The 24,342-nt window shown below is 60.8% G+C and carries 21 protein-coding genes; 19 read left to right on the top strand and 2 right to left on the bottom strand.

Going from position 1 to position 24,342, the window contains the following annotated elements; all coding sequences use genetic code 11:
- Positions 1 to 17 precede the first annotated feature (17 nt).
- The 17 genes from RRF64_RS04850 (at position 18) to RRF64_RS04770 (ending at position 21,701) form a co-directional block, all read left to right on the top strand.
- Complete coding sequence (locus RRF64_RS04850) at positions 18 to 458, top strand: VOC family protein (RefSeq protein WP_323844691.1); 441 nt, start codon at positions 18 to 20, stop codon at positions 456 to 458.
- A 75-nt stretch (positions 459 to 533) separates the two neighbouring features.
- Positions 534 to 1,640 (top strand): hypothetical protein, encoded by a 1,107-nt coding sequence (locus tag RRF64_RS04845; RefSeq protein ID WP_323844690.1) that lies wholly within the window; start codon positions 534 to 536, stop codon positions 1,638 to 1,640.
- A complete protein-coding gene (locus tag RRF64_RS04840; RefSeq protein WP_323844689.1) occupies positions 1,637 to 2,308 on the top strand; it encodes a GntR family transcriptional regulator in 672 nt (223 codons plus the stop codon). Before RRF64_RS04845 ends, RRF64_RS04840 begins: the two co-directional genes overlap by 4 nt.
- A 3-nt stretch (positions 2,309 to 2,311) precedes the next feature.
- On the top strand, positions 2,312 to 2,620 hold the full coding sequence (locus RRF64_RS04835; protein WP_323844688.1) for a DUF6122 family protein: 309 nt from the start codon (positions 2,312 to 2,314) through the stop codon (positions 2,618 to 2,620).
- A gap of 154 nt (positions 2,621 to 2,774) precedes the next feature.
- Complete coding sequence (locus RRF64_RS04830; RefSeq protein WP_323844687.1) at positions 2,775 to 4,154, top strand: Type 1 glutamine amidotransferase-like domain-containing protein; 1,380 nt, start codon at positions 2,775 to 2,777, stop codon at positions 4,152 to 4,154.
- A gap of 575 nt (positions 4,155 to 4,729) precedes the next feature.
- A complete protein-coding gene (locus RRF64_RS04825; protein ID WP_323844686.1) occupies positions 4,730 to 7,537 on the top strand; it encodes a TonB-dependent receptor plug domain-containing protein in 2,808 nt (935 codons plus the stop codon).
- A 91-nt stretch (positions 7,538 to 7,628) separates the two neighbouring features.
- Positions 7,629 to 9,134, top strand: a complete 1,506-nt coding sequence (yfcC, locus tag RRF64_RS04820) for a putative basic amino acid antiporter YfcC (RefSeq protein ID WP_323844685.1) — start codon at positions 7,629 to 7,631, stop codon at positions 9,132 to 9,134.
- 9 nt (positions 9,135 to 9,143) lie between these two features.
- Positions 9,144 to 10,322 carry a beta-aspartyl-peptidase gene (gene iadA, locus RRF64_RS04815; protein ID WP_323844684.1) on the top strand — a complete coding sequence of 393 codons (1,179 nt, stop codon included), beginning with the start codon at positions 9,144 to 9,146 and terminating at the stop codon, positions 10,320 to 10,322.
- Entirely contained in the window at positions 10,319 to 11,254 is a 936-nt protein-coding gene (locus tag RRF64_RS04810) for a GlxA family transcriptional regulator (RefSeq protein ID WP_323844683.1), read from the top strand. The genes iadA and RRF64_RS04810 overlap by 4 nt, the downstream gene beginning before the upstream one ends.
- Before the next feature lie 23 nt (positions 11,255 to 11,277).
- A complete protein-coding gene (locus tag RRF64_RS04805; protein WP_323844682.1) occupies positions 11,278 to 12,534 on the top strand; it encodes a cyanophycinase in 1,257 nt (418 codons plus the stop codon).
- 59 nt (positions 12,535 to 12,593) lie between these two features.
- Positions 12,594 to 14,006, top strand: a complete 1,413-nt coding sequence (locus tag RRF64_RS04800; protein WP_323844681.1) for an aspartate ammonia-lyase — start codon at positions 12,594 to 12,596, stop codon at positions 14,004 to 14,006.
- A 228-nt stretch (positions 14,007 to 14,234) separates the two neighbouring features.
- Positions 14,235 to 15,587, top strand: a complete 1,353-nt coding sequence (locus RRF64_RS04795) for an aspartate aminotransferase family protein (protein ID WP_323844680.1) — start codon at positions 14,235 to 14,237, stop codon at positions 15,585 to 15,587.
- 131 nt (positions 15,588 to 15,718) lie between these two features.
- Positions 15,719 to 17,104, top strand: coding sequence for a glutamine synthetase family protein (locus tag RRF64_RS04790; protein WP_323844679.1), 1,386 nt, complete (start codon positions 15,719 to 15,721; stop codon positions 17,102 to 17,104).
- A gap of 327 nt (positions 17,105 to 17,431) precedes the next feature.
- Positions 17,432 to 18,280, top strand: coding sequence for an OmpW/AlkL family protein (locus tag RRF64_RS04785; RefSeq protein ID WP_323844678.1), 849 nt, complete (start codon positions 17,432 to 17,434; stop codon positions 18,278 to 18,280).
- 189 nt (positions 18,281 to 18,469) lie between these two features.
- Entirely contained in the window at positions 18,470 to 19,813 is a 1,344-nt protein-coding gene (locus tag RRF64_RS04780) for a glycosyltransferase family 4 protein (protein WP_323844677.1), read from the top strand.
- Positions 19,813 to 20,589 carry a class I SAM-dependent methyltransferase gene (locus RRF64_RS04775; RefSeq protein WP_323844676.1) on the top strand — a complete coding sequence of 259 codons (777 nt, stop codon included), beginning with the start codon at positions 19,813 to 19,815 and terminating at the stop codon, positions 20,587 to 20,589. Before RRF64_RS04780 ends, RRF64_RS04775 begins: the two co-directional genes overlap by 1 nt.
- Positions 20,586 to 21,701, top strand: a complete 1,116-nt coding sequence (locus RRF64_RS04770; protein WP_323844675.1) for a prenyltransferase/squalene oxidase repeat-containing protein — start codon at positions 20,586 to 20,588, stop codon at positions 21,699 to 21,701. Before RRF64_RS04775 ends, RRF64_RS04770 begins: the two co-directional genes overlap by 4 nt.
- Here RRF64_RS04770 and RRF64_RS04765 read toward each other — a convergent pair.
- Complete coding sequence (locus tag RRF64_RS04765; RefSeq protein ID WP_323844674.1) at positions 21,630 to 22,247, bottom strand: class I SAM-dependent methyltransferase; 618 nt, start codon at positions 22,245 to 22,247, stop codon at positions 21,630 to 21,632. The genes RRF64_RS04770 and RRF64_RS04765 overlap by 72 nt on opposite strands.
- Before the next feature lie 109 nt (positions 22,248 to 22,356).
- Between RRF64_RS04765 and RRF64_RS04760 the strand changes: the two genes are divergently transcribed.
- Positions 22,357 to 23,097, top strand: coding sequence for an acyltransferase (locus RRF64_RS04760; RefSeq protein ID WP_323844673.1), 741 nt, complete (start codon positions 22,357 to 22,359; stop codon positions 23,095 to 23,097).
- 31 nt (positions 23,098 to 23,128) lie between these two features.
- Complete coding sequence (locus RRF64_RS04755; RefSeq protein WP_323844672.1) at positions 23,129 to 23,641, top strand: shikimate kinase; 513 nt, start codon at positions 23,129 to 23,131, stop codon at positions 23,639 to 23,641.
- A 170-nt stretch (positions 23,642 to 23,811) separates the two neighbouring features.
- Here RRF64_RS04755 and RRF64_RS04750 read toward each other — a convergent pair whose 3' ends face one another.
- Entirely contained in the window at positions 23,812 to 24,282 is a 471-nt protein-coding gene (locus RRF64_RS04750) for an Lrp/AsnC family transcriptional regulator (RefSeq protein WP_010131435.1), read from the bottom strand.
- Positions 24,283 to 24,342: the final 60 nt, after the last annotated feature.

Raw genomic sequence — 24,342 nt, 5'->3', positions numbered from 1 at the left:
ATAGAAGGAGTAGAGGCGTGGAGTATTTGCACACAATGGTCCGGGTGGCTGACCTGGAAGAGTCGATGAAGTTTTATTGCGAAAAGCTGGGCCTGCAGCAGGTCAGCCGCAAGGATTACGACAAGGGCCGCTTTACGCTGGTGTATCTCGCCGCTCCGGGCGATGCCGACACCGCGCGTGAGAGCCAGGCACCCTGCCTGGAGCTGACCTACAACTGGGATCCGGAAACCTATACCGGCGGGCGCAATTTTGGTCATCTGGCCTACCGTGTGGATAATATCTACGCAACCTGCCAGCGGCTGATGGACGAGGGCGTTACCATCAACCGCCCGCCGCGCGACGGCCACATGGCCTTCGTGCGCTCGCCGGATGGCATCTCCATCGAGTTGCTGCAGAAGGGGGAGCCGCTGGAACCGCAGGAACCCTGGGCCTCCATGGAGAACACCGGGGAGTGGTAAACCGGTGCGCTGCGAGCGGCGGGACAGAGTAGGGGCCAACCATGTGTTGGCCCGCGAGGGTTAAAGAGAGCAGCAGTGAAAAGATCCAATTGCGTATTACTGGCCGGTGCCGCCGCGGCGCGCCGAATCCGCGAGGAGGGCCTGCGCCAGCAGCAATTTTCCACCCTGGTGGGGGCCTCCGGAGGGCCGAAATGGCTGGTCATCAGCCAGCTGGACCGGATGCTGATGGGGGAGTTCTTCCGGGGGCGCCGCGAGTCCATCGCCACCCTGGGCTCGTCCATCGGCAGTTTTCGCAACATGTGTTACGCGATGGAGGAGCCGCTGGGGGCGCTGGAGCGGCTCGAGTACGGCTATATCAACCAGGTCTACGACTCGGAGAAGCCCAGCCCGGCGGAGATCACCGCCGCCGGCGACAAGATTCTGCAGGCAGTGCTGGGCGCGGACGGCGCCCGCCAGGTGGCGGAGAACCCCCTGTGGCACAGTCACTTCGTCACCGTGCGCGGCCGCGGGCCGCTCGCCAGCGAGAAGCGCGCTCTGCTGGGGCCCGCACTGCTGGTTTCTGCACTGGCCAATGCCGTTTCCCGCCGCAGTCTCAGCGCCTTCTGGGACCGGGTGGTATTCCACTCGGGCGAGAGCACCGCGGTGCACTTCGGCAATCTGCGCACCACCAACACCCGGCTGTCGGCGGGAAATGTGCGCGCGGCGGTGTTGGCCAGCGGTTCCATTCCGCTGGTGATGGCCGGGGTGCAGAACCCGGAGGGCGCGCCCGCCGGCAACTATCGCGACGGCGGTATCACCGATTACCACTTCGACCTGCTGTTCGAGCACCCGCAGGGGCTGGCACTCTATCCGCACTTCTTCCCCTATATGGTGCCCGGCTGGTTCGACAAGAGCCTGTCCTGGCGCTGGGTGCGCGGCGGGGCCATGCAGAACACTCTGCTGGTGGCACCTTCGCCGGGGTTCGTCGCCAGTCTGCCCTTCGGCAAGATCCCCGACCGCAACGATTTTTACCAGTTCAGCACAGAGGAGCGCCTGAAGTACTGGAATGCGGTGGTGGATATGAGCCGGCAGGTGGCGGAGGACTTCTTCGACATCTGGCAGTCTGGCACCGTCGCCGATCACCTGATCGAGGTGGGCGCCGATGACATTCCGCACAAGCTGTCGAGGGTGGCCACCGCATGAGTGAACCACCGGCATTCAACACGCCGCAGGAGGAGTACCGCACTACCCAGGAGCGGGTCTATTACCAGGTGCGCGATGCCATACTGCGCGGCAAGTTCCTGCCGGGGCACGCGATTACCATCCGCGGCCTGGCCGCGGACCTGGACTGCAGCCCGATGCCGGTGCGCGAGGCGCTGCGCCGGCTCACTTCCGAGCGCGCGCTGGAACTCTCCGACACCCGGCGGGTAACCGTACCGACCATGACTCCGGAAAAGCTGGCGGAGATCTGTGCCGCGCGAGTCGCGCTGGAGTGCCAGGCCGCGGCGCAGGCATTGCCCTTTGTGGGGCCGTCAGAGTTGGAACAGCTGCGGCAGCTGGACGAGCGGGTGACCAGGGCGCTGGCGGACAAGGATATAGAGGAGTACGTCACCGCCAACCTGGAGTTCCACTTTACCCTCTACCGCCTCGGCAGGCCGCATATCATCCTGTCACTGATCGAGAGCCTGTGGCTGCAGACGGCGCCATTGCAACACCTGGTATTCCAGCGCTTCGGCGTGCAGGAGCTGCCCGACCGCCACCGGGACCTGATCGACGCGATCGCCTCCGGCGATCCCGAGCGGGTGCGCACCGCCATCCGCCAGGATATCGAAGAGGGCCTAGGCTCCATCTCTGCAGAAGAACTTTTATAAAAGATGTTCAGTTATATCCATATCGCCCTGCACATCCTGGTGCCGGTGGCCGTTGCCTGGTTTTTCTTCCGTGCCGAGTGGAAAAAGGCTGCGCTGATCATGCTGGCCGCGAACCTGGTGGATCTGGACCACCTGCTGGCGGATCCGGTCTACGACCCCAACCGCTGCAGCATCAATTTCCATCCCCTGCATAAGATGCTGCCCATTTCCCTATACGGCGCCATGATGTTCCTGCCATGGAAACCGCTGCGCTGGCTGGGTATCGGACTGTTTATCCATATGCTGCTGGATGCGCTGGATTGCGGGATTTGAACGTTGCGAGAGCGCGAAAAGCTTTCGTAGTTTGCAGTTTTTGCCGCTGACTTGACTGTTTTCTCCCGGTGACACCGGAGGCCGCCACTTGCCGCCGTCGATCCGGTTACTCTTTGATGACATAACAATAACTGCCAACATCGAGGAGCATGTCATGTTCGCGAGAACCGCACTGCTATTACTGCTGGCCCTGGCGAGTCACTCCGGCTTCGCCTGTATCTCCCAGGAATCCGAGTCCAATGACGATGAGTCGAATGCCGATGGCACCGTCTGCTCTTCGCAAACTGTCAGCGGCACCATCGCCAACCGCCGCGACCAAGACTGGTATTACTTCAACGTCGACGAACCGGCCAGCCTGAGCGTCAGCCTCGATCACGCCGGCAGCGACGACTTCGACTGGCACCTGTACGACCCGAACCAGCGCCTCTACAGCGCCGAGACCGGTAGTGTGCCGGAGAGCGCCACAGTATCCGTGGGCGGCGCCGGCCTCTACACCTTGAAGGTAACCCGTTATCGCGGCAAGGGCTGGTACACCCTGGACGTGGCGGGCGTTCCCGACGGCAGCGGTAGTGGTGGCGGTACCGGAGGCGACTGCGGTCACGGCAGTCGTCCTGCGAAGCCCGGTGGCCTAACCAGTTACCTCATCGGCGGTGCCGCCGATGCCTGCGTCTCCCTGAACGATGGTGGCCTGCTGGTGATGGGTGGCGGCAGTGACGTGGACGATGCCTTTACCCGCAGGGTCAAGCCCCGTATCGGCGGTGGCGACGTGGTAGTGCTGCGAAGCTCCGGCAGTGACGGCTACAACGACTATCTGCTGAGCCTGCTGGCCGCGGACTCGGTAGAGACGCTGCTGGTGGACCGGCGCCAGTTCGCCAATGACAAATACGTGCTCTGGGCAGTGCGCACGGCGGAATTCGTCTGGATCGCCGGCGGTGATCAGTCTGATTACCTGAACCAGTGGGCCGGCACGGCCCTGGAAACGGCGCTGGATGAAGTGCTGGCTCGCGGCGGTGTGCTCGGCGGCACCTCCGCCGGTGCGGCGGTGCAGTCTGAGCAAATCTACGATCCGGACGGCGTGCTCGGCGCCTACTCTTCCGAGGCGGTCACCGACCTCTGCCACGAGTACATCAATCTCTCCACCGGTTTCCTGACCACCCAGGTGATGCGGGATGTGATCGTCGATACCCATTTCGCCGAGCGCGACCGCATGGGGCGCCTGATGGTATTTATGGCTGGGCTGCCGGCGGGCATCCGCGCTATCGGCGTCGACGAGGCCACCTCGATTTTCTTTACCGGCGACGGCACCGGCACTGTCGACGGCAGCGGCAATGTCTATGTACTGGCGGAGGACGGCAGCACCTCGCGCACCCAGGCGGTTTGCGGCCAGCCGGTTCTCTACGAGGAAGTGTTGCGTTACAGGCTGGCGGAATTCGACCAGTACAATATCCTGACCGGTGCCACCGGGGTAACGCCGAAGCGCATCGGTGTCGATGGCAGTAAGCAGAATTTCTATATCAATCAGCCATACCAGTAAACGGGACCCAAAATTTCCGCGGTGCCGGAACGAATGTCCGGCTCCGCCCGAATTTCCGGGTTCTTTCACGCTCACCAGGCTTGCCCGCGCATCGCGCAGCAGATAATTCGGTTGAAGCCTCGGCTTCCCGCGCGGAAATCTTCCGTTGAATAAAGGCTTTACAGCATTTTTTCAGCGTGATAAAAATTGCGTGAATTCTTCTAATAAGAAATTTAACCAGCCAACGCTTAGCGCTATGAATACAAGCAAGATTTCTACAATCGCTGCTATCGAGCGCTGCTCCGCCAACTACCACCTCAGCGAGTGGTTTGACGAGTAGCTTCTCCGCCTCGGTGTTTCCGGACGTTCGACATTGTTGAGCGTGCCGCCGAGTAAAGGGAAGCTATAAGTCGGAACCCATTTCCCCGCACTTATTTGCTCACCAAAGTTTTCCGCAGGATCGGTATGCCCTGGGCGTGCTGAACTGTGTTCGCTTGCCCGATCGCCGAGGCCTCGTGCACCCGTGTTCTGTTCGCGGTTTTTAACGGTGTCTACAAAAAATGGGCCAGGGGCCCGTAAAAAGAAGGGAAGATAAAATGAACAAGAGAACCCGACTCTATCAGGCCATTCACGTCGCCATCGGCTGTTCCCTGGTGTGCGGCGGTGTTGTCGCCCAGGGGGCACCGCGCGCTGACGGCGAGGCGGTGGAAGAGGTGGTGGTGACCGGCACTCACATCAAGGGGCTGGATACCGAGGGCGCGGTGCAGGTGGTGCAGATCGACCGCGACGATATCGAGGCCTCCGGCGCGACATCGCCGATTGAAATACTGCAGCAGCTGACCCAGACCGGCGGTGGCAGCGGCACCTTTTCCACCGCCACCGGCGGTCCACTGTCCAGCAACACTCCGGTGGGCGCCGCCGGCGTCTCCCTGCGCGGCCTGGGTGCATCCTCAACCCTGGTGTTGGTCAACGGCCGCCGGGTTTCCGTCAGTTCCTTTGCCAAGGGGCAGGAATCTTTTGTCGATGTGAATTCGATTCCGCTCTCTGCGATCGAGCGTGTCGAAGTGTTGCCCAGCGGCGCCGCCGCCACCTACGGTGCCGACGCGGTGGCCGGGGTGGTGAACTTCGTGCTGCGCGACGACTTCGAGGGCAGTGAGATCACCCTGTCGCACGGCAACTCCACCGCCGGCTCCGATGAGGGCAAGTACAACCTCAACTGGGTCTGGGGCCGCAAGGGCGAACGCAGCCACACCATGCTGGTGGCCGACTTCTTTACCCGCAACGCGCTCTACGACCGCGACCGCGATATATCCGCGAATTCCGTGCGCCCGAGCCAGCAGGGTGTCTATCCCAGTTTCAACGACCTCTATTTTCTAGATCCCCCGTCGGGAAGTCGCGATCAAACTCAGGAGCCTGGTGCGAGTGGCTGCCCGGCAGATCAGTTTAAGGTAGGGCGTCTGGGCGAGTACTGCGAATTCAACACAAATGCGGTTGTGGCGACACAGGACGAGTATGAGAGTGGCAGCCTGATCGGCACATTCAATTACCAGCTGAATGATAATGTTGAGTGGTTCAATACAGCCATGGCGCAGATGAGTCGGTCACGCGGTACGGCTTCCCCCGCTAACTTCAGCCGTGCCCCATTCGATCCCGAGAGCCCGCTGTGGCCAGAGGGGCTCGTGACTGACATGGTGGTTGAAGGCGAGGTTGGTGACTTTAGTGATTACTATGGTTATCCCATTCTCGCCTGGGGTAAATTCCCGGATCCTCGCGCCGTTGAAGTGGAGAGTCAGTCTGCACGGTTGGTCACGGGCTTGCGCGGCGATATCAGCGATTGGGATTGGGAAGTCGCGGCGAACATTGGCCGCAGTGCATCCGAGCAGCGCGGTATCTCCGGCCTCTATAATTCCGAGGCTTTTTATAACGCCAGTATGGGCAATCTGTGTACCGACGGCACCCTGGTCGATCGGTGGGAACTCGACCTGGCGCGGCCTGGCGCCAGCTACGGCAGCGGTGAAACCTGTGAAGACCTCGGCAAGACCACTGCCTGGTACAACCCCTTCAACGGCCAGGGTGAACAGCTGGATGCCATAGACCAGTTCGTGCGCACAGACGCGAAACGCAGCGGCGTTTCCAGTCTGTACGCCCTCGACGGCAACATTTCCGGTTCCTGGTTCGAACTGCCCGCCGGTGCGGTGCAGGTGGCGATCGGTGCGGAGTTCCGCCGAGAGACCGTAGAAGATACTCCGTCCGGCGATGCGGTTTCCACTACCCTCAACCCGGAACCAATTCTCGGCTTCAGCTCCACCTCCGCCGACGCCGAGCGCGACCAGTGGGCGGTGTATATGGAGCAGATGATTCCGTTGGCGTCCAACACCGAACTGCAGCTGGCGCTGCGCTACGACCACTACGACAGTTTTGGCGGCGATGCCAATCCCAAAGTCGCCCTGCGCCACGCGTTCAACGACGCGATCATTTTCCGCGGCAACTGGTCCACCTCCTTCCGCGCGCCGTCTCTGGCCCAGGTGGGTGCCGGCACCCTGCTGAGCAGCTACACGGTGGACTGCTCTGTAACCCCGGGTGCGTGTGACGGCCTGACGGACGAAAGCGGCGAGGCGCTGCTGTCGGAGGAGGTCAGCAACGACGATCTCCAGCCGGAAACCGCCACTACCTGGGGTGCGGGTTTTCTGCTGAAGCCCACAACCGATACCGAACTGACCATCGACTACTGGAATATCGAACACGAAAACCTGATCGGCGTGGAAGAGGATGACTTTATCCTGCGCGCGCTTGCCGGGGATTTTCCGGTGGTGGGTGAGGGCGAGCTACGCACCGGCCAACCGGGGCTCGAAATTGCGAACGGATTTGTTGTCGACGCGCACTTCGAACTGAGTAACCTCGGCTGGCAGAAAACCAGCGGCGTGGATATGGCACTCACTCAATATTTCGACACCGACAACTGGGGCAGTTTCCGCTTCGTTCTGGATGCCACTTACCTGGCCGAGTTCGAAAAGCTGCCGTCGGATGCGCTGGGTGTAGTCAGTGAAGCGGGGCAGTACACTTATCCGCGCTGGCTGGTGAACAGCGCACTGCGCTGGCGCTACGAGGAATGGTCCGCGACCATGGGCGCACGCTACACCCACAGTTACATGGATGACCCCAGCCCGCGTGTGCTTGAAGCGGTCGGCCTGGCGGACGATGCCGCGGTCGAGGTGGATGCCTGGACTGTGTTCGACCTGAGCGTCAGCCGCGATTTCAGCAATGGCAGCTGGCTCTCCCTGCGGGTGGACAACCTGCTGGATGAGGAGCCGCCGCTGGTGCTGGGTACCGGCGCCAATGTGGATCACTTCAACCACAGCTCCATGGGTCGCTTTGTGACCCTGCGCTACGGCCACGCTTTCTAAGCTTCGCCCTGCGCTTTGTGACCGGACCGGGAGTGCATCCGCGCTCTTGGTCCGGTCCGATTGGTATAGTCAGTTTCCTTCTGGTGATTCTATGCAAGCCTCTGCATCTGACGTCGAACGGCAAAAGCAGGAAAGCGTCCGCGCCGGGCCCCACTGGGCCATGCCGGATACCTATCTGATCTTGTTGTTTGTGGCGCTGCTCGCCTTCGCGCTCAATTTCCTGATCCCGTCCGGCACATACGAGACAGTGGTCGTAAACGATCGCACCCTGGTGGACCCGGACAGCTACCGGCAGGTTGCAGCTGCGCCGGAAGGTATGGCCCTGTTTGCTGAGGGCGGCAATATTGGGTTGTTGAATTTCGCCTTTGAGGGCATGGTTTCCGGCTCCAAATGGGGAGCATCCATCGGTGTCTTCGCCTTTATTCTGCTGACCGGCGGTGCCTTCGGGCTGATCTTCGCCAGTGGTTCGGTGGAGCGCGGCCTCTTTCAGGTGATAGCGCGCAACCGCGAGGCCGGCGGACTCTACCTGGCGACACTCTGCGTCATGTTTTCCGCCGGCGGTGCCGTTTTCGGCATGGGGGAGGAGGTGATTCCGTTTACCCTGATCGTGGTGCCGCTGCTGGTCGCCATGGGCTACGACAGCATCACCGCTCTGCTGGTGACCTATGTGGCGACCCAGGTGGGTTTCGCCACTTCCTGGATGAACCCTTTCGGCGTGAGTATCGCCCAGGGAATCGCTGGGGTGCCGGTGATGTCTGGCAGCTTGCCGCGTATGCTGTTGTGGGCGCTGGCCACCGGTTTTCTGATTGCCTATACGCTGCGCTACGCGCACCGGGTTCGCCTGAATCCCAACTCGTCACTGGCCTTTGAATCGGACGCGGTGCACCGCGCCGGGCGCCCGTCGCTAGCTGATATCCAGCCGATGGTGCGCGGTGACGGCTGGGTACTGCTGCTCTTTGCCGTCGGTATCGGCTGGATGATCTGGGGAGTGGTCGAGCGCGAATACTTCCTGCCGGAGATCGCCAGCCAGTTTTTCACCATGGGCATCGTCATCGCGACCGTGGCGATCGCCTTCGGCCTCAATGGCCTGACCGCCAACAAGGCGGCCGCTGCTTTCAAGGAAGGAGCCCAGCAGTTGTTGCCGGCCGCCATGGTGGTGGCCTTCGCCAAGGGTATAGTGCTGCTGCTGGGGGGCGATGAACCCGGTAGTCCGAGTGTGCTCAACACGCTGCTGCACTGGGCAGGGCAGGGCCTTGCCGATGTATCGGGCGCAGTGTCCGCCTGGTGCATGCTGTTGTTCCAGACCGTGTTCAATTTCTTTATTACTTCCGGATCCGGCCAGGCGGCGCTGACCATGCCGGTCATGGCGCCACTGGCCGACGTGGTCGGCGTCACGCGGCAAACAGCAGTACTGGCCTTCCAGCTGGGCGACGGTTTTAGCAATGTCGTTGTGCCCACCTCCGCCGCGCTCATGGGTTGCCTGGGGGCTGCCCGCCTCGACTGGGGACTCTGGATTCGTTTCGCCCTGCCGTTGATGGCCTGGCTTTTCGCACTGGCATCGGCGGCGGTTGTGCTCGCTGCTTTAACGGGATTCTGAACAGTTGTTATGTCACGAATTGTATTGATCAAAAACGCCCGCGTATTTTCCCCGAGGGATCTCGGCGTGTGCGACATTCTGGTTGCGGGTGAGAAAATTGAAAAGATCGACCAGGGGCTGACGTTGCCGGCCGAGATCGGTGAAACAGTGGATGCCGACGGCGCATGGCTGATTCCGGGACTGGTGGACTCTCTGGCTCATATCAGTGGCGGGGGAGGCGAAGGCGGTTTCGCCACGCGGACGCCCGAGCTGGATCCCCGGGACGCCTTTCGTTCGGGTGTAACCACCGTTATTGGTGTGCTCGGCACCGATGCCACCACGCGCACATTGAACGAACTCTACGGCAAGGCGCGGGCCTTGAATGCGCAGGGATTGTCCTGCTACATGCACAGTGGCTCGTACCAGTTTCCGGTCACCACGCTGACGGGCAGTGTGCGCACTGACATCATGTTGGTGGACAGTATTATTGGCGTCGGCGAACTGGCCATCTCCGATCACCGCTCTTCCCAGCCGTCCATAAGCGAGTTGGTGCGGGTCGCTTCCGATGCGCGGGTGGCCGGGCTACTGAGTGGCAAGAGCGGTGTGATCAGCGTTCACGTGGGTGGCTGCAAGGGTCAGTTGCAGCCGCTGTTCGATGCCGTGGAGGCATCGGATATTCCCATCAGTCAGTTCTATCCCACCCATATCAACCGCAACGAATCACTGCTCGAGCACGGCATCGCCTTTGCCCGCGCCGGGGGTTATATCGATTTCACTACCTCCACCACCCGGGAAATCCTGGCATCCGGTGAGCTGCGTGCGAGTGCAGCGCTCAGGCTCGCCCTGGAAGCCGGCGCGCCGGCCGAGCGCATCACCTTTTCTTCCGATGCCCAGGGTTCCATGACGAACTTCTGTGATAAAGGCACGCTGCAGGATATTGAGGTGGGCTCGGTAACCAGCCTGTTTGAGGAATTCCGCCGGGCAGTGCGCGAGGAGAACGTCGATTTCGTAAGGGCGTTGCAGGCTGTCACCGCGAATCCGGCCAGGGTGCTCGGCTTGCGGCATAAGGGGCATATAGCGGTTGGCCGGGATGCAGATCTCGCCATCTTGGATCCGGCCAGCTTCGATGTCCACCACGTGATGGCCCGCGGCCGCTGGCAGTATTTCGACGGCCGGCTGCGCTTCAGGGGAGCTTTTGCAGGGATATGATCCAGTCCGCCGCGAGCACAATAGCCACGGTTCTTTTGCCGGGCTTTTCCATGGCGAGCCTGGCTATATTGACCGAGCGCTTTACCCAGGCGTGCGGCCGGGCGCCTTTGCTCTATAGCTTCGACGATGAAATGGTCGCATCGGAACACGGTATTCGCGTTCAGGCACAGAAACTGCCGCAGCAGTGCCGGGAATTCCACAGTCTGGTCGTCTGTGGCGGGCGGCAATCACCTGTTGCACTTTGCGCGTGCGCCGATGCACTGGGCCGCATAGCGGTGCGCAGCGGTTTCCGGATCGGTATCGGCAGCGGCGTGCTTGTTCTGGCCCGCGCGGGGTTGCTGAACGAGCGTCGCTGCAGCCTGCCAGACGGACTCAGGCGCGAACTGCAGGGACTGGGTCGGGGAATCGAGGTCATGCCCGGCGCATTTACCCGCGATGGAGCCATCTGGACCTGCTGTGGCGAGGATGCCGTCACCGCCATGCTCGATACACTGCTGCCGGTCTGGAGTAGAGGCCGCTGCGGCCGGGGCTCGATGCTGCACAGCGAAGTCGATGACAGATCGACATTGGCAGAGGCGCAGGCCCTGATGCGAAGCAATCTTTCCGAGCCACTGACGACAAGGGAGATTGCCAGCTACGTGGGGATATCCAGTAAAAGGCTCGAGCGGATATTCAGGCGGTTCGCCGGGCAGCTGCCCGCACGTTTCTATATCGGCTTGCGCCTCTCGCTGGCCAGGCAGCTGCTGCACCACAGCAGTTGCAGTATCGAGGAGGTAGGCAGGCGCTGCGGCTTTGTTTCCGCATCCCATTTCAGTCGCGCCTTTCGCAATCACTTCGGCCTTTCGCCGCGGGCCGAGCGGCAGGAATTCACCGCGTCGCCGGAAGTATTTGCCGAGAACCGGGTGGCCGAGCGCTTCCGCATGGCAGGCTAATGAAGGAAAGATTGAGAATTTTTATGAGAAAAGCTGCACTGTGCAAGTTGTTCACCGCGGTCGTTGCCGCACTGCTGGCGTCAGGTGCTCAGGCGGACGAAGGCGGAAAACTGCTGATTGTCGGCGGCGCCCTGCGGGGTGACAACGCGGCGGTCTATCGCGCGTTTATCGAGTCGATTCCGGCCAAGTATCCCGAGGTGGCCATAGTGCCCGCCGCTTCAGGCCGTCCAGCGTATTATGCCGAGGCCTTCCGCGCCGATCTGCGGCGGCACGGGTTCGACGGCCGTGTGGAAATTCTGCCGGTCGCGGTCAGCGACGACCCCGCCACCGATGTCGACGAGAGCGGCTGGCTCCGTGGCGCCCATGATCGCCATCTGGCTGAGCGCCTGGAAAAAGTCGGCGGTATCTGGTTTGTCGGCGGCGACCAGACCCGGATTACCGATACGCTGCTACTGCAAGACGGCGGGGATACACCGCTACTGGCGGCGATCCGCGTCCAGTTGGCCCGCGGCGCAGTTGTCGGCGGTACCAGCGCCGGGGCGGCGATTATGAGCCGTACCATGATCGCCGCCGGGGATTCGCTGTCTGCGCTGACCCTGCCGCAGGCAGAGCGTTACGATGGCATGCAGGCGCAGGAATCCGGGCAACTGCTGATGAAGCGCGGTCTCGGCTTTCTCGAAACCGGTATCGTCGACCAGCACTTCGACCGCAAAAGCCGCCTGGGCCGTCTTGTGCGGGCCCTGGCTCCGCCAATGGCGACAGAGGAGCGCCGCGGCTTCGGCATCGACGAGGACACGGCGCTATTGGCCGACCTGTCCAGTGGCGATATGCACGTGCTTGGCGCCGGCAACCTGACGCTGCTAGATGCGCGTGAGGCGGAGTTTAACCTGAGTGCGGGCCGATTTTCCGTCGATGACATTCGGCTGTCCGTGCTCAGCGACGGTGACAGCTACAACTGGAAGACTGGCACCATGCAATCCAGCGGCAGTGCCACTGCCGGTAAAGAGGCATTCGCCTACCGGCCGGAGCAGGGCGCCGGTATCGCGCTTCCCAATAGCCGCCTCGACCAACTGCTCGGGTTCTCACTGCTCGATAACAGTGAGTCGCGGGAGCTGCGCCGCTATGCGTTCAACGAGAGTGGTCGCGCAATACTCTTCCGCTTCGAGCAGACTGACGAGAGTCAGGGCTTCTGGCGCTACGGTTCGGGCACCAAGGACCAGTATTCGATCGGCAATGTGCAGTTGTCGATAAGGCCGGTAACCATCACTGTCAAGCATTGACCCTCCTGGCGGTGCGTGTTCGCGCACCCGCCATGCAGATTAATCTCGGAAATCTCAAGATGAATGATTCCGCCAACTACCGTGTGGAAAGGGATCTGCTGGGCGAACGGCGGGTACCCGCGGGTGTTTATTACGGCGTACAAACACTGCGCGCTTTGGAGAATTTCCGCATCAGCGGAATTGTCCTGAATCACTTTCCGAACCTGGTGGTCACTCTGGCGATGGTGAAAAAGGCCTGCGCACTGGCCAATGGGGATCTTCTCAAGTTGGACCCGCTGCAGGTTAAAGCCATTGTCGCCGCCTGTGATGAAATCATGGCCGGCAAACTGCACGACCAGTTCTGCGTCGATATGTTGCAGGGAGGGGCCGGTACCTCCACCAATATGAATGCCAACGAGGTTATCGCCAATCGCGCCCTTGAACTGCTTGGCCGAAAACGCGGCGAGTACAAATTCCTGCATCCCAATATCCACGTCAATATGTCCCAATCTACCAACGACGTATACCCGACGGCTCTGCGCCTGGCGATGATCTTCGAATTGCGGGCGCTCGGCGGGGCCACGCAACAACTGCAGGTCGCCCTGGCAGGCAAGGGCAGGGAGTTCCGCTCGATACTGAAAATGGGCCGGACGCAGCTGCAGGATGCCGTGCCCATGTCGCTGGGGCAGGAATTTAATGCCTTTGCCACTACTGTCGGAGAGGAACTGCCGCGGTTGAGGGACATGGCCGCGCTATTGAGTGAGATCAACCTCGGCGGTACGGCGATAGGTACCGGGCTGAATGCCGAGTGCGAGTACCGCTATCTTGCGGTGGCTCACTTGCGCGAGATTGCCGGGGAACCGCTGTCAGAGGCGGCCGACCTGGTGGAGGCCACATCCGATATGGGGGCTTTCGTGTTTCTTTCGGGCCTGCTGAAGCGCACAGCCATCAAGTTGTCGAAGATCTGCAACGACTTGCGCCTGCTGTCCTCTGGCCCGCAGTGCGGCCTCAACGAGATCAACCTGCCGCAGAATCAGCCGGGTTCCTCCATTATGCCCGGCAAGGTCAACCCGGTGATTCCAGAGGTGGTCAATCAGGTGGCTTTCAGCGTGATCGGCAACGACATCGCGGTGACCATGGCTGCTGAGGCCGGCCAGCTGCAGCTGAACGCCATGGAGCCACTCATCGGCTACAAGCTACTCGAATCCATCCGTCACCTGGCGGCGGCGATGGACACCCTGCGGTCCGACTGTGTGGTCGAGATTACGGCGAACGCAGATGTGTGTGGCGATAATCTGGAGCGCAGCGTCGGACTGGTGACGGCGCTCAATCCCTATCTGGGCTACGGCAAGACCTCGGCCATAGCCCGGCGGGCACTGCAGACCGGGCGCAGCGTGAAGGAGCTGGTGTTGGAAGAAAAGCTGATGACTGCGGACCAGCTGGAATCCCTGCCCGATCCGGAAACCGTGCTGGGACCGCAGATTCGCGAGTGAGGTCGCACTCGAGACTATAGTGTTGTCGCAACGGCTCGATAGATCTTGCGCTCTCCCCTGGCTCGCCCCTAAAATGTGATCACAAATTTATAAGGCGCGATTTTGGGCGCCGATAGAGTGATCGCCGCACATGGCGAGCATCGGAGACAGGAGAGGTCAGCCCTTATCGGGGTGGCGCGCCGCATCCCGCGGTGGCGCGGATCTCAGCTAGATAGCCAGGAGTGAAAGATGAACAAGAGCGAACTGCAACAACACGACCGCGAGCACCTGCTGCATCCCTTTACCGATTTCTGTGACCTGGGCAAGCAGGGCACCCGGGTGATCACCAGTGCCGAGGGTGCCTACATCACCGATATCGACGGTCACAAAATGCTCGACGGCATGTCCGGTCTTTGGTGCTGCAACCTGGGTTACAGCCGCAAGGAAATCAGCGACGCCATCTACAAGCAGCTGAACACGCTGCCGTTCTACAACAGCTTTTTCCAGTGCACGACCATCCCCTCCATCGAGCTGGCGGACGCCCTGGCGGAGGTGACACCGGCGCACATGAACAATGTGTTCTTTACCGGTTCCGGTTCCGAGGCGAACGATACCAACCTGCGCCTGATCCGCCGCTACTGGGATCTGAATGAGCGGCCCGAGAAGCGCATCGTCATCTCGCGCAAGAATGGCTATCACGGCTCCACCATCGCCGGCGCCAGCCTCGGCGGCATGAGCGGCATGCACAAGCAGTTTCAGGCGCTGGACTATATCGAGCACATCCAGCAGCCCTACTGGTTCGGCGAGGGCGGTGACATGTCTCCCGAGGAGTTCGGTGTCTACGCCGCGCGCTGTCTGGACGAAAAGATCCAGGAGCTGGGCCCGGAGAAGGTGGCGGCGTTTATCGCCGAGCCGATCCAGGGCGCCGGTGGCGTGATCATTCCGCCGGAGACCTACTGGCCGGAAGTGAAAAAGGTACTGGACCAGTACGAAGATATCCTGCTGGTGATGGACGAGGTGATCTTCGGATTCGGCCGCACCGGCGAGTGGTTCGGCGCCGATTATTACGGCATGCAGCCGGACCTGATGACCTTCGCCAAGGCGGTGACCAACGGCTACTTCCCGCTCGGCGGCACCATGATCAGTGACCGGGTGGCGGATGTCGTCAAGGCCAGGGGGGGCGAATTCACCCACGGTTACACCTACTCCGCGCACCCGGCGGCCTGTATGGCCGGTCTGGCGACCATCAATATCCTGCGCAACGAGAAGATCATCGAAAACGTGCGCGACAACACCGCCCCCTACCTGGCCAAGCGCTGGGCGGAGCTGGCGGAGCACCCGATCGTCGGCGAGGCGCGCAGCCTGGGCCTCGTGGGCGCGCTGGAACTGGTGAAGGATAAGGGCAGCCGCGCGCGCTTCGACGACAAGTGCTCGGCCGGCGGTATCTGCCGCGACATGAGCATCCGGAACGGCCTGGTGATGCGCGCCACCGGTGACACCATGATCATCGCACCGCCGCTGATCATCACCAATGCGCAGGTGGACGAGCTGGTGGAAAAAGCCCGTCGCGCGCTGGACGACACCGCCAAGGCATTGGCGTAATATCACCGGTGTCCGATCCAAGCTTTTGCAGGAGCGGCCCACGGCCGCGATCGGCGGTCAGGGGCAACCCAGTGACCTGATTGAGGCCATTGGCCGCTCCTGCAAGTTGATAAAAAATTACCAGGCAATATATGTCTCTAGAAAATGAATTTATTCCAGCACCGGAACTGCTGGAAGAGTCGCGGAAGTTCCTGGACGAACACCCCGATCTCAAGTGGATCGAAGGTTTTATGTTCGATATCAACGGGGTTCCCCGCGGCAAATGGCTTCCGGCCGAGGCGGCGGAAAAGCTGCTCAGGGGCAGCCTGCAGATGCCGCGCAGCGCCGTGAGCCTCGATATCTGGGGGCGGGATATTGAAGACAGTCCCCTGGTATTTGCCAGTGGCGACAGTGACGGTATCTGCATGCCGGTATCGCCGATTTGCCTGGCCCCCTGGCACCGGGAGCTGACGGGTCAGCTGCACATGCAGTTGTACGAGGCCGACGGTTCGCCGCTCTATGCCGATCCCCGCACGCAGCTGCAGAACGTTGTGGCGCGGCTCAAGGATCTCGGCTACACGGCGGTTTGCGCCACGGAGCTGGAGTTCTATCTGTTGCGCGAAGAGGTGGATCACCTGGCGCGGCCGGTTCCGGTGAGCGACAACGATTCCGAGTTGGTGCCGTCCACCGATGTATACGATTTGTCCGAACTGGACGCCCAGCGGCACTTCTTTGCCGATGTGCGCGCCGCCTGTGAAGCACAGGGCATACCGGCGGATTCGGTGCTGTCCGAGTGCGCGCCGGGGCAGTTCGAGATCAACCTCCTGCACAGTGCCGACCCGGTCAAGGTTGCCGACCAGACCCTGCTGTTCAAACGACTGCTCAAGGGCGTGGCCCGCAGCCATGGCCTGCGTGTCAGCACCATGGCCAAGCCCTTCGGCAACCAGTCCGGCAACGGCATGCACGTGCATCTGAGCCTGATCGACGACAGCGGCAGGAACGTCTTCGACGACGGCACGGAAGAGGGTTCCGAACTGTTGCGCTACGCCGCTGCCGGCATGCTGGCCACCGCCAACGACGCGATGGCGTTCTTTGCACCGCACAGCAATTCCTACCGCCGCTTCCAGGAGAGTTCGCACGCGCCGCTCAACCTGTGCTGGGGTTACGACAACCGCACCACCACGCTGCGGGTGCCCGCCAGCGATCCGGAGGCGCGTCGCATAGAGCACCGCATCGCCGGGGCGGACGTGAATCCCTACCTGGTGCTGGCGGCAATACTTGCCGGTGTATGCCACGGTATCGAAAACAAGCTGGAGCCATCGGCGCCGGTGGAGGGTGACGCCTACCAGGTGGACAGCGAGCAGCTGACCAATACCTGGGGCGCCGCGCTCAAGCGTTTCGAACAGAGCCCGCTGTGGCAAAAGTATCTGGATCCGCGCTTTGTCGATCTGTTCCTGCTGCTGAAGCGCCAGGAACTGGCGGAGATCGGCGCGCGAGTTACCGACGTGGAATACCAGAGCTATCTGCATCGGGTGTGAGTCGCATGTCCGGGTGCAGCGGCGTCTCCTGCTTTTGTACAACTGGACGACTTTGGCGACGGGATGAGATGGCTTGAGCGATCCTTTGCTATACCTATTGCTAAGCGCACAACGCGCTTGAAACTCTCCTCCTGAAAGTGTGTTCGAGAAAACTGGCCCGCCTTTTGGCGGGCATTTTTTTTATCTGTCGCCGATATGTCGGAAATTCTTTCCCCAATTCCGCTCCCTAATTGGTACGCCTTGCTGCATCTCGAAAAAGCCAACCTATACTGGAGAGTAACCGCTACTGCGGCGAAGGAGCTTTTCAGCGTTACAAGGAGTTTCCCCATGAGATTGAAGTCCCTCCTCATCCCCATGGCAGTGGCGGGCTACGCCGTCTTCGCCGCTCAGCCAGCTCTGGCTGGCCCCTCTGGTTATCCGGTGCAGCAGCCATCTCCCGGAATCTACACTGCCGGAACGGTCCTGGTGCGGATTGGTGCTTCCTATGTTGAGCCGGACGACGACGTTTTTGTCGGTAGTCAGACATTCGTGACGGACGATCCGGACACCGATCCCGTGGAGGAGGTGCCGGTTGACGTCTTCACCAGTATTGACCTGGACGACGATACCACCTGGTATATCAGCGGTGTCTGGCTGCCGATCGAGCACTTCGGGCTGGAACTCTACTTCAATGCCGACGCCAATCTGGACGCGACACTCAATTCAACCGCCCGCACCACCGGTGGTCAGTTTATCGGCGACTTCTCCGAGGGTATCGGCGACTTCGATACCTTCACCACCAGCGTTTTCGTCAACTGGTACCCGCTGAACCCGACTTGCCTGATACAGCCTTACGTCGGTGTGGGCTTCAGTTATGTGGATATCGAGCAGGATTTTCTGCGGCCGGTATTCCGCGATGAGGTCGGCGATAATTTTGGACTGCTGGATTTCGGCAGTGATTTCACCTGGACAGCCCAGATCGGCGTTGACTTTAACTTCGGTCGCGACAACGGCTGGCAGGTCAATGTCTCGGCCATGTATGTAGATGCCCAGCCGGACATCTTCATCGGTTATGACACAGAGACGCTGGTCCCCGGATTTGTCGATGAAGTAATCCTGCCGGTGCGCGTGCGCGACGAAATGGACCTGGATCCCTGGATGTTCAATCTGGGCGTGGGTTACCGGTTCAGCTTTTAATCCAATATCTTCGTAACTCGAGGCAGGTGGGTGGCTGCGACTGCTCACCTGCCTCTTGCATTCCGGTTGTCGCCGCGCCGAGTGGCGTGCGGTGCCAAAGGTGGACAGATTCCGCCTGGCAGTCACTTCTGCGCCAGTGTATTCTTCGCTTTCACCGGCTGGTACTAGAACAATGCACATGGGGAAGTTATGACCGCCTTGGGGAATTTTGCCGACGGTCCACCGGTCGCGAGTACGCGGCCACTGAAAATTTGCCTGCTGGGCTATCGCAGTCACCCTTACTGCGGAGGGCAGGGGGTCTACCTTCACTACCTGAGCAAAGCGCTGGTGGAAGCCGGCCACTCGGTGGATGTCATTTCCGGACAGCCCTATCCAGAGCTGGATCCCCGGGTAACGCTGATCAAGATGCCGGGGCTGAACCTGTTCGAAGAGGAGAATCCGACGCGTGCGCTGAAATTGCGCCACCTGCTGTCCTGGACGGACTTCTTCGAGTGGTGGGCGAAACTTACCGGTGGTTTTGCCGAACCCTATACCTTTGGTCGCCGCGTGGCGAAGTACCTACGCAAGCGCGGCCGTCATTACGACATAGTGCACGACAACCAGTCCCTGTGTTACGGCCTGCTCGCAATCGAAAGGAGCGGCCTGCCGGTCGTCGCCACCATCCATCATCCCATTACCCGCGATCGCCAGCTGGCCCTGGATGCGGCACCGGACTGGCGCTTCCGGCTGCTAGTGCGCCGCTGGTACAGTTTCCTGCGCATGCAGATGAAGGTGGCGCGGAGACTGCGGCATGTCGTCACGGTTTCGCGCCAGTCAGAGTCAGACATCGCCGAGCAGTTCGGGGTGGACCGCCAGCAGATCCAACTGATCTACAACGGCATAGATACAGATATTTTCAGACCCCAGCCCGATATCGAGCGCAGGCCTCTGCGCATCATGACCACCGCCTCGGCCGACCAGCCGCTGAAGGGGCTGCGATTCCTGCTGCACGCGATGGCCGATTTGCGCGGACAGTTCCCGGATCTCGAGTTGCTGGTTGTCGGGCGCCTGCAACAGGGGGGCGCCACCGAGCAACTCCTGGGCGAACTGCAGCTACAGGATTGCGTGCAATTTGTGTCCGGCATCTCCAATCAGCAGCTGGTCGACTACTACGCGAGTGCCGGCGTCGTCGTGTGTCCGTCCCTTTACGAGGGGTTCGGATTGCCGGCCGGCGAAGCCATGGCCTGTGGCGTGCCGGTGATTTCCAGCGATGGCGGCGCGCTGCCGGAAGTGGTCGGCGATGCCGGCATTATCGTTCCTGCCGGCGACAGCCAGGCCCTGGCACGGGCGCTGCGCGATCTCCTCGTCGACGACAAGCAGCGTGCGGAACTGGGCGAGCGGGGCAGGGAGCGCATCGCGCGACAATTTTCCTGGCAGTTGGCCGCGGCGCACTTGGTGGATTACTACCGCGAAGTGATCGGTGCGCCCAAGCGCAACCCTGTGCCGCGGCTTGCAGTGCCGGCACCCGACGCCAGCGGCGCGGAGGCGGCCTGATGATCACGGTCGACCCGCAAAAATTGCAGCTCCGGCCGGGGCAGCGCGTGCTGGACCTGGGATGCGGTGAGGGGCGTCACGCCATTCACCTGCTGGTTTCCGAGCCGGTGGATGTTGTCGCTATCGATTTGAACATTGCCGATGTGCGCACCGCCTGCGAGCGCGCCCAGCCGTTTGTCGATCAGCAACAGTCGCCGGGGCGCCTACTGCTCGGCGTGGCAAATGGCAAGCAACTGCCGTTTGCCAGTGACACCTTTGATGTAGTGATCTGTTCGGAGGTGCTGGAGCATATCGAGGACTACCCGGCGGTGCTGGCGGAAATCGACCGGGTGCTGAAACCCGGCGGCACCTTTGCCGCGAGCGTGCCGGCGTTTTTACCTGAATGGATCTGCTGGCGACTCAGCGACGCGTACCATCAGGTGGAGGGCGGCCATATCCGGATTTTCCGTCAGCGTGAACTCCGGCAGAGCATTGAAAGGCTTGGTCATCGATGTTTTGCCCGGCACAAGGCGCACGCGCTCCATGCACCCTATTGGTGGTTAAAGTGCCTGCTGTGGCACAAGCCCGACTCGCGCCTGCTCGCTGCCTACCATCGCATGTTGGTGTGGGATCTGATGCAGAAGCCGTTGTTGACACGGGTTCTGGAAAAGCTGCTGAATCCGGTTCTGGGGAAAAGCCTGGTGCTCTATTTTGTTAAACCCGTGCAGGTGGACGGGCGCTTGGCAGAGGCAGTCGCTTCTGAGCCGGTTCCGGAAGCGGTGGAGGTGCGCCCTTGAGCGAGTTGGCCATTTCCTCTCCGTCCGCAGTTGCGCTTTTTCCGCGCGGCTTCGTGCGCGACAGCGCGGATTATATTCTCTCCCAGCAGTTGGCCGACGGTGCCATCCCCTGGTTTACCGGCGGTTACGCAGATCCTTGGGATCATGTGGAAGCGGCGATGGGGCTCAGCATCGCGGGCGAGTTTGCCGCGGCGGAAAGGGCTTATCGCTGGCTGGCGGCCAACCAGTTAGCCGACGGTAGCTGGTGGGCGGCGTACAAGGATGGGGAGGTGCACAACCGGGAGCGGCGCGAGAGCAATTTCGTTGCCTATATCGCCACGGGTATCTGGCATCACTTCCTGATCTCCGCCGATGAAGGTTTCCTGCGCCGTTACTGGTCGACCGTCGAGCGGGCGGTGGAGTTCGTGCTGGGTTTGCAGACGGAGCACGGCGAAATTCACTGGGCGGTCGACAGTGATGGCCAGCCGAAAGAGGATGCACTGATTACCGGCTGTTCGTCGATCTACAAGAGCCTGGAGTGCGCCATCAATATCGCCCACACGCTCGGGCATTCCCGGCCGCATTGGATGGCGGGCAGGGCAGCGCTGGGCACTGCGCTGCGCGAGAAACCGCAGCGTTTCGATCGCACCTGGGAGAGCAAAGCCCGCTTTTCCATGGACTGGTTTTACCCGGTGCTGACCGGAGTGTTTGCCGGCGCAGCGGCGCGATCGCGGCTGCAGAAGAAGTGGGATGAATTTGTTGTCGCTGGACTCGGCTGCCGCTGCGTCAATGACGAGCCCTGGGTTACGGTGGCAGAATCCTGTGAGCTGACCATGGCACTGGTGGCGGCCGGCGAGCACAGCCGCGCGGCGAAACTGTACCGCGGATTGCACCGCTGGCAGGATGCGGATGGCGGTTACTGGACGGGTTACGTGTACCGCGATCAAGCGATCTGGCCCGAGGAGAAAACCACCTGGACGGTTGGGGCCATGCTGCTGGCGGCGGACGCACTCGCCGGGCTGACGCCGGCGAGCAAGCTATTCACCGCAGTGAGACTGTTGTCAGACGCGGCGGAGAACGCCGAGCGTATCGACCGTCTCCACCAGCTCGAATTGAGCGGAAGCCAGGGCTAGTTTATAGATATCGTATGGCGCCTGGCCGCCGTCGGCAGGATCCGGGAAAATATCGTGAATGGCCAGATAGCCACCGGGCACAATGTGGCGGGACCAGCTGCGGTAGTCGGTCAAGGCCGCTTCGAGTGAGTGGCCGCCGTCGATAAACACCAGCCCCAGGGGCGTATTCCAGCAGCGTGCTGCCACTGCTGAGGGTGCTACAACAGGTACCACCCACTCCTCCAGCTGGGCAGCGCGAATATTCGCGCGGAAATCGCGGAAGCTGTCCATCAGCTCGGCATTTTCGTCGAAGAGCTCCGGGTCGTGGTACTCCTCACCGGGTTGATGTTCTTCCGAGCCGCGGTGATGATCGACGGCGAACAAAACGTTGTCTGTCAGTTTACAGGCCGAGGCGAGATAGACGGTGGACTTGCCGCAATAGCTGCCAATTTCGAGGCAGGGGCCGAGGCCGCCGGCCTCGGCGGCTAAATGGTAGAGCGCTTCTCCTTCATGGGCTGCGAGAAATCCCTTGATGGCGCGAACGTCGATAGGCAGTTTGATAGACATGGGTTACCGCTCGTTGTATTTCTTTGGCCAAACACTAAACCGCCGCTTTTACAAAAGCAATTGCGAATTGCTTTGTCGGGCGTATGGCGATTGGAACGGATTCTAGAAAATGCGCAGGGATCACCGGCCCTATTGGTTGAAGCATTGGCAGTTGCGCTTGCGCAGGTGGCGTGCGCGCACGTTTTTATTGCCGCAGTTTGATGCGGTAGGCGTCGATCCGGAAATCATGGATCCGGGCTCGGTGTTTGTATTTGGCAGGAACATCTGTCTGGGCAATTACCCGCATCTGATCTCGACACCGGATAAATGTATTCGCTTCACCACCCTCGGCCACAAGGGCGGAGATGCCTTTATCAAGATCGGTGATTATGTGCTGATTTCGCCCGGTGTGCGGATATCCGCGGCAGAGTCCATTGCCATCGGCGATGCTTGCATGATCGCCGCCAATGTCTATATATCGGACTCCGACTGGCACGGCCTCTATAACCGCACGCGCCCGTTCCGCTGTACCGCACCGGTACGGCTGGGCAACAATGTCTGGGTCGGGGATAGCGCCATTATCGGCAAGGGCGTAAGCATCGGTGATAATTCCGTCATTGGTGCCGGCAGCGTGGTGACAAAAGATGTGCCCGCGAATACCGTGGTGGCCGGGAATCCCGCCCGCGAAATCAAGCAGCTAAACCCTCGTCGGCGAATGATTACGCGCGAGGCCCTGTTCGCCGACGCCTTTCGCCAGGCGCACAATATGGATGAGCTGGATAAGATGTTGCTGGATGGCAATTCACTGCGGGGTTGGTTGCGCTCGCTGCTGTTTCCACGCCGGGCGATTGAAGATTTCAGCGGTAACTGACTTTTTGCGGTAGCAGTAAGAAAATAACGAAATGAAAAAACACAAAAGTATCGTTTTGATAGGCATGCCGGGTGCTGGCAAGAGTACCTTGGGGGTGTTGCTGGCCAAGGAGCTGGCACTGGATTTTGTCGATACTGACGTGCTGATCCAGTTGCGCGAAGGCAAGACACTGCAGGAAATCATGAACGAGAGCGATTATCTGAACCTGCGCCGCATCGAGGGGGAGGTAATCGCCGATGCCGATTTGCCCAATCACGTTATCGCCACCGGCGGTAGTGCGGTGTACAGCGAAGAGGGGATGGCAAACCTGCGGCGTTTCGGTCCGGTGGTCTTCCTGAACTGCTCGGCGGATGAGTTGCGCCGGCGCATTCACAACTACGAGAGCCGCGGCATCGCCAAGGCGCCGGGGCAGTCTTTCGAGGAATTGTTTGCCGAGCGCCAGGCGCTGTACCGCAAGTATGCGGATATCACGGTGGGCTGCGACGGCAGGGATTTGCAGCAGGTTCTGGATCAGGTGATAGAAGAGCTAAACCCGGTGAATTAAAAGTCCACCGGGAGGGCTTGTGTCTAAAGGTCGAGCTTTTAAGCGGGTTCATTGGCGGCCCTGCTATCGATAGTCGTTCGTTCAACAGCCTCATCGGCAAATGTCTCTCGAACGGCTCCCGATAGCAGGGCCTTCGTACCTGGCTCATATACTTATTTCGAGTCCAGAAGTTAGAGCGGCAGCTGCGTGGTGTACTTGACCTGCTTCAGCGCAAAGGTGGAGTTGACCGAGGCCACATTCGGCAGATGCACCAGTGAGCGCTTCAGCAGCTGCTCGTAGTGCTCGACGCTGTCTACTACTACCCGCAACACATAGTCTTTGTCGCCACTGGTGGAGTAGCACTCGACCACTTCCTGGACGTCCTGCACCGCCGACTCGAAGTTGTTGAGGGAATCCTCGTCATGGTTGTGTATAGTGACGTAGCAGTATACTGTGACTCCCAGGTCGAGTTTGCGAGGGTCGAGCAGGGTGACGCGCCCACGGATAATGCCCTCCGCTTCCAGGCGTTTGATCCGGCGCCAGCAGGGGGTGTGGGACAGACCCACTTTGTCTCCGAGTTCCGCCATGGAATAATCGGCGTTCTCCTGCAGCGCTCGCAGAATCTTGCGGTCAAAATCATCCAGGTCTGTCGAACGCTTCATATAAACTCCTATCCTACAAAAAAATATCTGTTCGAGATGTTTATCATAATTTTACGCGTA

Origin of the sequence: Microbulbifer magnicolonia (assembly GCF_035117725.1) — a bacterium.
Classification (GTDB): domain Bacteria; phylum Pseudomonadota; class Gammaproteobacteria; order Pseudomonadales; family Cellvibrionaceae; genus Microbulbifer; species Microbulbifer magnicolonia.
The sequence above is the reverse complement of the archived record's forward strand: the minus strand, read 5'-3'. Positions and strand labels throughout refer to the sequence as shown.

Coding starts and splice junctions, on each gene's coding strand:
- RRF64_RS04810 (WP_323844683.1), top strand. CDS start 10,319: ATGATCCAGTCCGCCGCGAGCACAATAGCCACGGTTCTTTTGCCGGGC.
- RRF64_RS04760 (WP_323844673.1), top strand. CDS start 22,357: ATGCGCAGGGATCACCGGCCCTATTGGTTGAAGCATTGGCAGTTGCGC.
- RRF64_RS04825 (WP_323844686.1), top strand. CDS start 4,730: ATGAACAAGAGAACCCGACTCTATCAGGCCATTCACGTCGCCATCGGC.
- yfcC (WP_323844685.1), top strand. CDS start 7,629: ATGCAAGCCTCTGCATCTGACGTCGAACGGCAAAAGCAGGAAAGCGTC.
- RRF64_RS04765 (WP_323844674.1), bottom strand. CDS start 22,247: ATGTCTATCAAACTGCCTATCGACGTTCGCGCCATCAAGGGATTTCTC.
- RRF64_RS04780 (WP_323844677.1), top strand. CDS start 18,470: ATGACCGCCTTGGGGAATTTTGCCGACGGTCCACCGGTCGCGAGTACG.
- RRF64_RS04775 (WP_323844676.1), top strand. CDS start 19,813: ATGATCACGGTCGACCCGCAAAAATTGCAGCTCCGGCCGGGGCAGCGC.
- RRF64_RS04750 (WP_010131435.1), bottom strand. CDS start 24,282: ATGAAGCGTTCGACAGACCTGGATGATTTTGACCGCAAGATTCTGCGA.
- RRF64_RS04805 (WP_323844682.1), top strand. CDS start 11,278: ATGAGAAAAGCTGCACTGTGCAAGTTGTTCACCGCGGTCGTTGCCGCA.
- RRF64_RS04800 (WP_323844681.1), top strand. CDS start 12,594: ATGAATGATTCCGCCAACTACCGTGTGGAAAGGGATCTGCTGGGCGAA.
- iadA (WP_323844684.1), top strand. CDS start 9,144: ATGTCACGAATTGTATTGATCAAAAACGCCCGCGTATTTTCCCCGAGG.
- RRF64_RS04785 (WP_323844678.1), top strand. CDS start 17,432: ATGAGATTGAAGTCCCTCCTCATCCCCATGGCAGTGGCGGGCTACGCC.
- RRF64_RS04755 (WP_323844672.1), top strand. CDS start 23,129: ATGAAAAAACACAAAAGTATCGTTTTGATAGGCATGCCGGGTGCTGGC.
- RRF64_RS04790 (WP_323844679.1), top strand. CDS start 15,719: ATGTCTCTAGAAAATGAATTTATTCCAGCACCGGAACTGCTGGAAGAG.
- RRF64_RS04840 (WP_323844689.1), top strand. CDS start 1,637: ATGAGTGAACCACCGGCATTCAACACGCCGCAGGAGGAGTACCGCACT.
- RRF64_RS04835 (WP_323844688.1), top strand. CDS start 2,312: ATGTTCAGTTATATCCATATCGCCCTGCACATCCTGGTGCCGGTGGCC.
- RRF64_RS04795 (WP_323844680.1), top strand. CDS start 14,235: ATGAACAAGAGCGAACTGCAACAACACGACCGCGAGCACCTGCTGCAT.
- RRF64_RS04830 (WP_323844687.1), top strand. CDS start 2,775: ATGTTCGCGAGAACCGCACTGCTATTACTGCTGGCCCTGGCGAGTCAC.